We start from the raw sequence: 6,994 nt of genomic DNA, 5'->3' as shown, positions 1-6,994 counted from the left end.
AAACGGGGAAACCCGTGCGCCGGAGTGCCATCCGGGAAACGGAAAGAACCATGCGCCGGAGTCCCGTCCGGCAACGGCGGCCCTCCCCGCGCGGGCGTCTCCCCCGCGACCCCCTGCACCCCCTGCGCCCTTTGCGCGCCTTGCACACCTTGTGCCCCTTGCACGCCCTGTGTGCCTCGAACGCTCTGCGGGCCCCACTGCTCCTGCGGGCCCCGCTCCCCCTGCGGCCCCGTCTCCCGCTGGCCCCTCGCGGACTCGGGCACGCGGGGACGCGGCCCCTTGTCCGTGGCCTCACCCTTGGGTGCCGGACCACGGCGACTGTGGCGTCCCACCTCGCCCCTCAGCTCCCCGCGCTAGCGGACTCGGCCCCACCGGCGGACGGTCCCCCCGTGGAGGCCCCATCACCAGAGGTTCCGCCACCGGAGGCCCCGTCACCGGAGGCACGCCCGGCCCGGTCAACACTGCCGGCGGCAGCACTGCCGGAGTCAGCACCGCCGGAGCCGGCACCGGACGCCCGGCCGGCGGCAGCACCGGACGCACCACCCCCGGAGCCACCGTCGTCAGTCGCTCTCACCCTGGCCTCCGCCTCCGCCATCAGTTCCCGGAACGCCTTCGCCACCGTCTCCGGGTACTCCATCATCGCCACATGCCCGGCGTGCGGCAGCGTCAGGAGCCGCGCGTCGCGGAACGCCCGGGCGGCCCGCTGGGCCATGCGGAAGCCCACGAGCTGGTCGCGGCCACCGTAGACGAGGAGCGTGGGGGCGAGCACCCGCTCGGCCTGACGCCACAGCCCGTGCTGGCCACCCAGGGTGTACGCGTTGACGATCCCGCGTGCGGAGCGCGCCATCGCGTCCCAGAAGTATGGCAGTTGCAGCCGCCGCTCCATCTCCTCCACGGCATGGCGGAAACCTTCGGGCGACACGCGCCCCGGGTCGCCGTAACAGAGCGTCAGGACGCCCCGGACGCGCTGCTCGGCCGTCCAGCCGGTGGTGATCCGGGTGAACAGCCGGACCACGCCGGGCAGCGCCAGCAGGGCCGTGGGGACGGCGGTGCGCTGGACGCGGATCTCCGGCAGCGCCGGCGACACGAGGGTCAGCGTCCGGACGAGGTCGGGGCGGACGGCGGCGACGCGGGTGGTGACCGCGCCGCCGAGGGAGTTGCCGAACAGGTGCACCGGACCGCGGCCGGAGGCGTCCAGGTAGCGGATGACCGCGCGCGCGTGCCCGGTGACCGAGTAGTCGCCGTCGTCCGGGGGCGGGGAGTCGCCGAAGCCCGGCAGGTCGACGGCCTCGCAGTCGACGTCCGCGTCGAGCAGTTCCATCAGCGCCGACCAGTTCTGCGAGGAGCCGCCGAGGCCGTGCACGTACAGCGCGGGTTGCAGTCCCTCGCGCGCGGGCGGCCTCGAGCGCACCGTGAGGGTGATGCCGGGCAGCCGGACCGACTTGAGCCGCTCGCCCTCCGCGACCCGGACGGGCGCCACCTTCGGGAGCACGTTGGTGGTCGGCACGAACGGCGACTCGGTCGAAGACATGCGGCAATGTTACGAGGTGATCACGCGGTGGTTCATGTGTTCGTCGGCACTGACACGCGAGATCACCGTCACAGACACCGCGCGTACCGGCCCCGGACACGGCAGGTCCACACGACGCGCCGCGGGGGAGATCCACGGCCGGTCCGCGCGGTCCGGCGGGTGCGCGGTGCGTGACGTTCCGGACGCGGATCGCATAGCGTCCGGAACGGGTGTCTCCTACGCTCGTAAAGAGGGCACCCGCGTGTAGCCCCTGCTTCTCTCAGGGACGTTTCGTAGGAAGGGAGCCCGCCATGGCCGTTGACCCCACCGACCCCGAGACCTTCGAGGACGAGGAGACCGAGGAAGTCCAGGAGTTCGACGTCGAGGCCCCCGAGGTCGACGCGGCCGAGCAGCACACGGACATCGCGCCGGACCGCGACGACCCGCTGACCGGCCTGGAGCCGGACCGCGCCAGTGAGGGCGACCTCGCAGAGCAGGCCCGGGTCGTGAGCCTTGACGAGGACGACTATCGGTGACGCATGGCGACACCAGGCGCCGTCCCACGGGAGCGGGACCCATTTTTGCCCGCTCTGCACTCGTTCGAAACACTCTGTGCGGCTTTCGCGGCCGTCCGGTCCGTGAAAATCTGCGCTCGCAGCGCGCACAGCACGGTTACCGAAAAGTACGATGGCCCCGCGGCGCACACCGCACGTGGACGACTTTGGGAGGCGGCGTGACAGCCATCGAGCAAACTGAGGCGGCACGCCCGCGGGGTACGCGGCTGCCGCGCCGCGCCCGCCGGAACCAGCTGCTGGGCGCCGCCCAGGAAGTCTTCGTGGCGCAGGGCTACCACGCGGCCGCGATGGACGACATCGCCGAGCGCGCCGGTGTCAGCAAGCCGGTGCTCTACCAGCACTTCCCGGGCAAGCTCGACCTCTACCTGGCCCTGCTGGACCAGCACTGCGAGTCGCTGATCCTGGCGGTGCGCAACGCGCTCGCGTCGACCTCCGACAACAAGCAGCGGGTCCGGGCCACCATGGACGCCTACTTCGCGTACGTCGAGGACGACGGCGGCGCCTTCCGGCTGGTCTTCGAGTCGGACCTGACGAACGAGCCCGCGGTGCGCGAGCGCGTGGACAAGGTCACGAACGAGTGCGCGGAGGCGATCTGCGACGTGATCGCCGAGGACACCGGCCTCTCGCGCGCGGAGTCGATGCTGCTGGCCTCCGGGCTCGGCGGTCTCGCCCAGGTGGTGGCCAGATCCTGGCTGCACAGCGACCGCAGCGTGCCGCGCGACCAGGCGGTGCAGTTGCTGACCTCACTGGCCTGGCGGGGCATCGCGGGCTTCCCGCTGCACGGCAGCGAACAACTGCACCACTGACGCCCGCGGGTTTGTTCCCGCCGGTTGTTCGCTCCTGGCGTGCTCCTATGGAGCGTGCGCGTCCCCTCACCGGGCTAATGTGTGCTGGGTACGGCGCGGACGCCCGCGCACTTCACTGACCGTTCGGAGGGACATAGCCGTGGAGGTCAAGATCGGCGTGCAGCACGCGCCGCGCGAGATCGTTCTGGAGAGCGGTCAGAGTGCCGAGGAGGTCGAGCGCGTGGTGGCCGAGGCGCTGGCCGGCAAGTCGCAGCTGCTCAGTCTCGTGGACGAGCACGGCCGCAAGATCCTGGTCCCGGCCGACCGCCTCGCGTACGTCGAACTCGGTGAGCCGGCACCGCGCAAGGTGGGCTTCGGCGCGCTGTAGGCGCATCCTGCGGACAGCCGCAGACGAAGGGCCCGGCGGCTCGCACGAGCCGCCGGGCCCTTCGTGTCGGTTGCTGCGCCTTTCGGCCGGTTCCGGCGCCTCCGGCACGGATTCACGAACAGGCCACACCTTCCGCACAGGGAAGGATTGCATTCCGCAGGTCAGGGGTAAGACGGGCTACGACCGTTTCGGACAGGCCGGCCATGTGGGAGGACCCTGACATGCTCCTGGAAGCACTCAGCGCCGCGATCCTCGGCCTCGCCCTGTCATGGGTCTGCGTCGCCCGCCTGCCGCACCGCCTCCCGGCCCGCCACCTGGTCCTGTCGACCGGCGTCGCCGGAGCCCTCTTCGGCGCCTTCCTCACGCACGGCGCGCTGGAGGCCGGCGGCTTCGTGCTGGTGCTCCTCGGCGCGGGGATCGTCTCCGCCGCGTCCCTCTCCCTGTTGCTGCGCCCGGCGGGAAGACTCCGCCGACGATCGGCGACGGCCTGAGCCGCCGCCGCACCCGCCGCCGCCCGCAAGGCCCCTGCCGACGTACCCGCTGCCGCCCGTAGGGCCTCCCACCGCGTACGCCGAGGCCCGTAGTCCGGGCCCTGCGCACCCTCCCCGCCCGAAGGGCCTCCGTACCGGCGCTCCCGCTCGAACGGCCTCCGTGCGGGCACTCCCGCTCGAACGGAGGTCCGGCGGGCACCCCGCCCGTGAGTCTCCCTGCGGGCATCCCCCGGCAGGGCCTCCAGACGGCCTCCGCAGTCGCCCCGAGGAACGCCGGACCGGCTCTACGCGGCCAGCCCCAGAGCGGCCATCCGCTTCGTGTGCGCCTCCGTGATCTGGGAGAACATCCTGCCGACCTCGGCCAGGTCGAAGCCGTCCGCGACCCCGCCGACGAGCATGGTGGACAGGGCGTCGCGCTCGGCGACCACCCGCTGGGACTGGGACAGGGCCTCCCCCATCAGCCGGCGCGCCCACAGCGCGAGCCGTCCGCCCACGCGCGGGTCGGCGTCGATGGCCGCACGCACCCGCTCGACGGCGAAGCCGGCGTGGCCGGTGTCGTCGAGGACGGCCAGCACCAGGGAGCGGGTGTCGGCGTCCAGCCGGGTGGCCACCTCGCGGTAGAAGTCGCTGGCGATCGAGTCGCCGACGTAGGCCTTGACGAGCCCCTCCAGCCAGTCCGAGGGCGCCGTCTGCCGGTGGAAGCCGTCCAGCGCGGCCACGAACGGCTCCATCGCGGCGGTCGGCTCCGCGCCGATCTCGGTGAGCCGGTCGCGCAGCCGCTCGAAGTGGTGGAACTCGGCCGACGCCATCTTCGCCAGCTCCGCCTTGTCCGCCAGGGTCGGCGCCAGCTTGGCGTCCTCCGCGAGCCGCTCGAACGCCGCGAGCTCCCCGTACGCGAGCGCGCCCATCAGGTCCACGACCGCGGCCCGGTACTGCGGATCGGCGGCCGCGGTCGCCCAGTTCTGGGCGGCGACCCCGGTGTGCGCGGCGGCGTCGGTGGTCTCGGCGGCGTGCTCAGGCTTGTCAGAGGTCGTCATGAAGCGCACAATAGCCCGCTGTCCGCGGGGTGGAGGTCCCCGGCCAGTCGGTGTGACCACGACGACGGCCAGGAACGCCCGCGCGGGTGTGACGATGACTACGTGACCGAATCGGCCATCGCATGTGCGCGATTCCGAGGTATGGTGGTAATGCGCCTGCTGGTACGGCGACGGTCTCGCCGTACCTCGACAGGCCGCACGTATGAGGATGCCCGGTCGGTGGCCCGATCGGCTCCGACCCGACAGCCCTCCCTGACCGTACGGCACTGTGCGTACGACGATCGGAGGGACCCCCTCAGCGGTACGAACGCTGGAGCGCTGGCACAGGTCCCGTGTCTACGGCGCGCCCCTACGGCGGCCGACGTCCCCGGCACGGTCCGACACGACCCCCGCGCTCGCCTCGTACCGCGCACACAGAAGAGGCAGCACCCTGACTACGACGTTCCGACAGCTCGGGATCCTCCCCGAGACCGCCGAGGCCCTGGAGGCCGTCGGCATCGTGACCCCGTTCCCCATCCAGGAGATGACCCTCCCCGTCGCCCTCTCCGGCACGGACGTCATCGGCCAGGCCAAGACCGGCACCGGAAAGACGCTGGGCTTCGGCCTTCCGCTGCTGGAGCGCGTCACCGTCCCCGCCGACGTGGAGGCCGGGCGCGCCGAGCCCGAGGCGCTCACCGACGCCCCGCAGGCTCTCGTCGTCGTCCCCACGCGCGAGCTGTGCACGCAGGTCACCAACGACCTGCTGACCGCGGGCAAGGTGCGCAACGTGCGCGTCACCGCGATCTACGGCGGCCGGGCCTACGAGCCGCAGGTCGAGGCCCTGAAGAAGGGCGTCGACGTGGTCGTCGGCACCCCGGGCCGGCTGCTGGACCTGGCCGGCCAGAAGAAGCTCGACCTGGGCCACGTCAAGTGCCTGGTGCTCGACGAGGCCGACGAGATGCTCGACCTGGGCTTCCTGCCCGACGTCGAGAAGATCATCAACATGCTTCCGGTGCGCCGCCAGACGATGCTGTTCTCGGCGACCATGCCGGGCGCGGTCATCGGCCTGGCCCGCCGCTACATGTCGCAGCCCACGCACATCCGCGCCACCGCGCCGGACGACGAGGGCGTGACGGTCGCGAACATCTCGCAGCACGTGTACCGCGCGCACAACATGGACAAGCCCGAGATGGTCGCCCGCATACTGCAGGCCGAGGGCCGCGGTCTGGCGATGATCTTCTGCCGTACCAAGCGCACCGCGGCCGACCTCGCCGACCAGCTCAAGCAGCGCGGCTTCGCCTCCGGGGCGGTCCACGGCGACCTCGGCCAGGGCGCCCGCGAGCAGGCGCTGCGCGCCTTCCGCAACGGCAAGGTGGACGTCCTCGTCTGCACCGACGTCGCCGCCCGCGGCATCGACGTCGAGGGTGTGACGCACGTCATCAACTACCAGTCGCCGGAGGAAGAGAAGACGTACCTGCACCGCATCGGCCGTACGGGCCGCGCGGGTGCGTCCGGTACGGCGATCACGCTGGTCGACTGGGACGACATCCCGCGCTGGCAGCTGATCAACAAGGCGCTGGAGCTGAACTTCAACGACCCGCCGGAGACGTACTCCACCTCTCCGCACCTGTTCGCCGAGCTCAGCATCCCCGAGGGCACCAAGGGAGTCCTGCCGCGCTCCGAGCGCACCCGCGCCGGGCTCGACGCGGAGGAGCTGGAGGACCTGGGCGAGCCGGGCGGCCGCGGTGGGCGCGGTCGCGGTGGCCGGGGCGGCCGGGACGAGTCCCGCTCCGCCGACGGCGAGCGGTCGTCCCGCACGCCGAGGCGCCGCCGCCGGACGCGCGGTGGCACGCCGACGGACGGGGCGGAGACACCGGCGGCCGCCGAGGCGACCACGGAGGAGGCCGCCGCGCCGCGCACCCTGCGCCGCCGGCGCCGTACCCGGGCCGGCGTCCCGGACCGGGCGACGGCCACGGCGGCGGTCGAGTCGCCCGTGACCGAGGCCGCGGAGACCGCGGTGGCGACGGCCGAGGGTGCCACCGTGGCGGAGATCACGGAGACCGCCGAGACGCCCGCGAAGCCACGTCGCCGACGCACCCGCAAGACCGCGGAGGCGCAGCCCGCGCCGGCCGTCGAGACCACGGAGGGCGCCGAGGCCCCGCAGTCCGCCGAGCCCGCCCCCGCGGAGGCTGCGGTCGACACCGCCGAGGCGAAGCCGAGGCGCACCCG

The 6,994-nt window shown here is 72.8% G+C and carries 7 protein-coding genes; 5 read left to right on the top strand and 2 right to left on the bottom strand.

What is annotated here, in order from left to right:
- Positions 1–340 precede the first annotated feature (340 nt).
- Positions 341–1,531, bottom strand: a complete 1,191-nt coding sequence (locus ACFF45_RS13740; protein WP_381346078.1) for an alpha/beta fold hydrolase — start codon at positions 1,529–1,531, stop codon at positions 341–343.
- Positions 1,532–1,821: 290 nt separating this feature from the next.
- On the opposite strand from ACFF45_RS13740, the gene ACFF45_RS13735 reads away from it, so the two are divergent.
- The 4 genes from ACFF45_RS13735 (at position 1,822) to ACFF45_RS13720 (ending at position 3,749) form a co-directional block, all read left to right on the top strand.
- Positions 1,822–2,046: an Rv3202a family protein gene (locus tag ACFF45_RS13735; RefSeq protein WP_381346076.1), complete on the top strand. Its 225-nt coding sequence runs from the start codon at positions 1,822–1,824 to the stop codon at positions 2,044–2,046.
- Between the two features lie 197 nt (positions 2,047–2,243).
- On the top strand, positions 2,244–2,891 hold the full coding sequence (locus tag ACFF45_RS13730; RefSeq protein WP_381346075.1) for a TetR/AcrR family transcriptional regulator: 648 nt from the start codon (positions 2,244–2,246) through the stop codon (positions 2,889–2,891).
- A gap of 139 nt (positions 2,892–3,030) precedes the next feature.
- Positions 3,031–3,258: a DUF3107 domain-containing protein gene (locus ACFF45_RS13725; protein WP_196459574.1), complete on the top strand. Its 228-nt coding sequence runs from the start codon at positions 3,031–3,033 to the stop codon at positions 3,256–3,258.
- Between the two features lie 221 nt (positions 3,259–3,479).
- Entirely contained in the window at positions 3,480–3,749 is a 270-nt protein-coding gene (locus ACFF45_RS13720; protein ID WP_381346073.1) for a hypothetical protein, read from the top strand.
- 284 nt (positions 3,750–4,033) lie between these two features.
- Here the strand turns inward: ACFF45_RS13720 and ACFF45_RS13715 are convergent, their stop codons facing one another.
- Entirely contained in the window at positions 4,034–4,795 is a 762-nt protein-coding gene (locus tag ACFF45_RS13715; protein ID WP_381346071.1) for a ferritin-like fold-containing protein, read from the bottom strand.
- 514 nt (positions 4,796–5,309) lie between these two features.
- On the opposite strand from ACFF45_RS13715, the gene ACFF45_RS13710 reads away from it, so the two are divergent.
- The coding region (locus ACFF45_RS13710; protein WP_381346117.1) for a DEAD/DEAH box helicase at positions 5,310–6,994 on the top strand (1,685 nt) is incomplete at its 3' end.

This window comes from Streptomyces cinereospinus, from assembly GCF_042430725.1.
GTDB lineage: Bacteria > Actinomycetota > Actinomycetes > Streptomycetales > Streptomycetaceae > Streptomyces > Streptomyces cinereospinus.
This window is presented reverse-complemented; position numbering and strand designations above follow the sequence as displayed.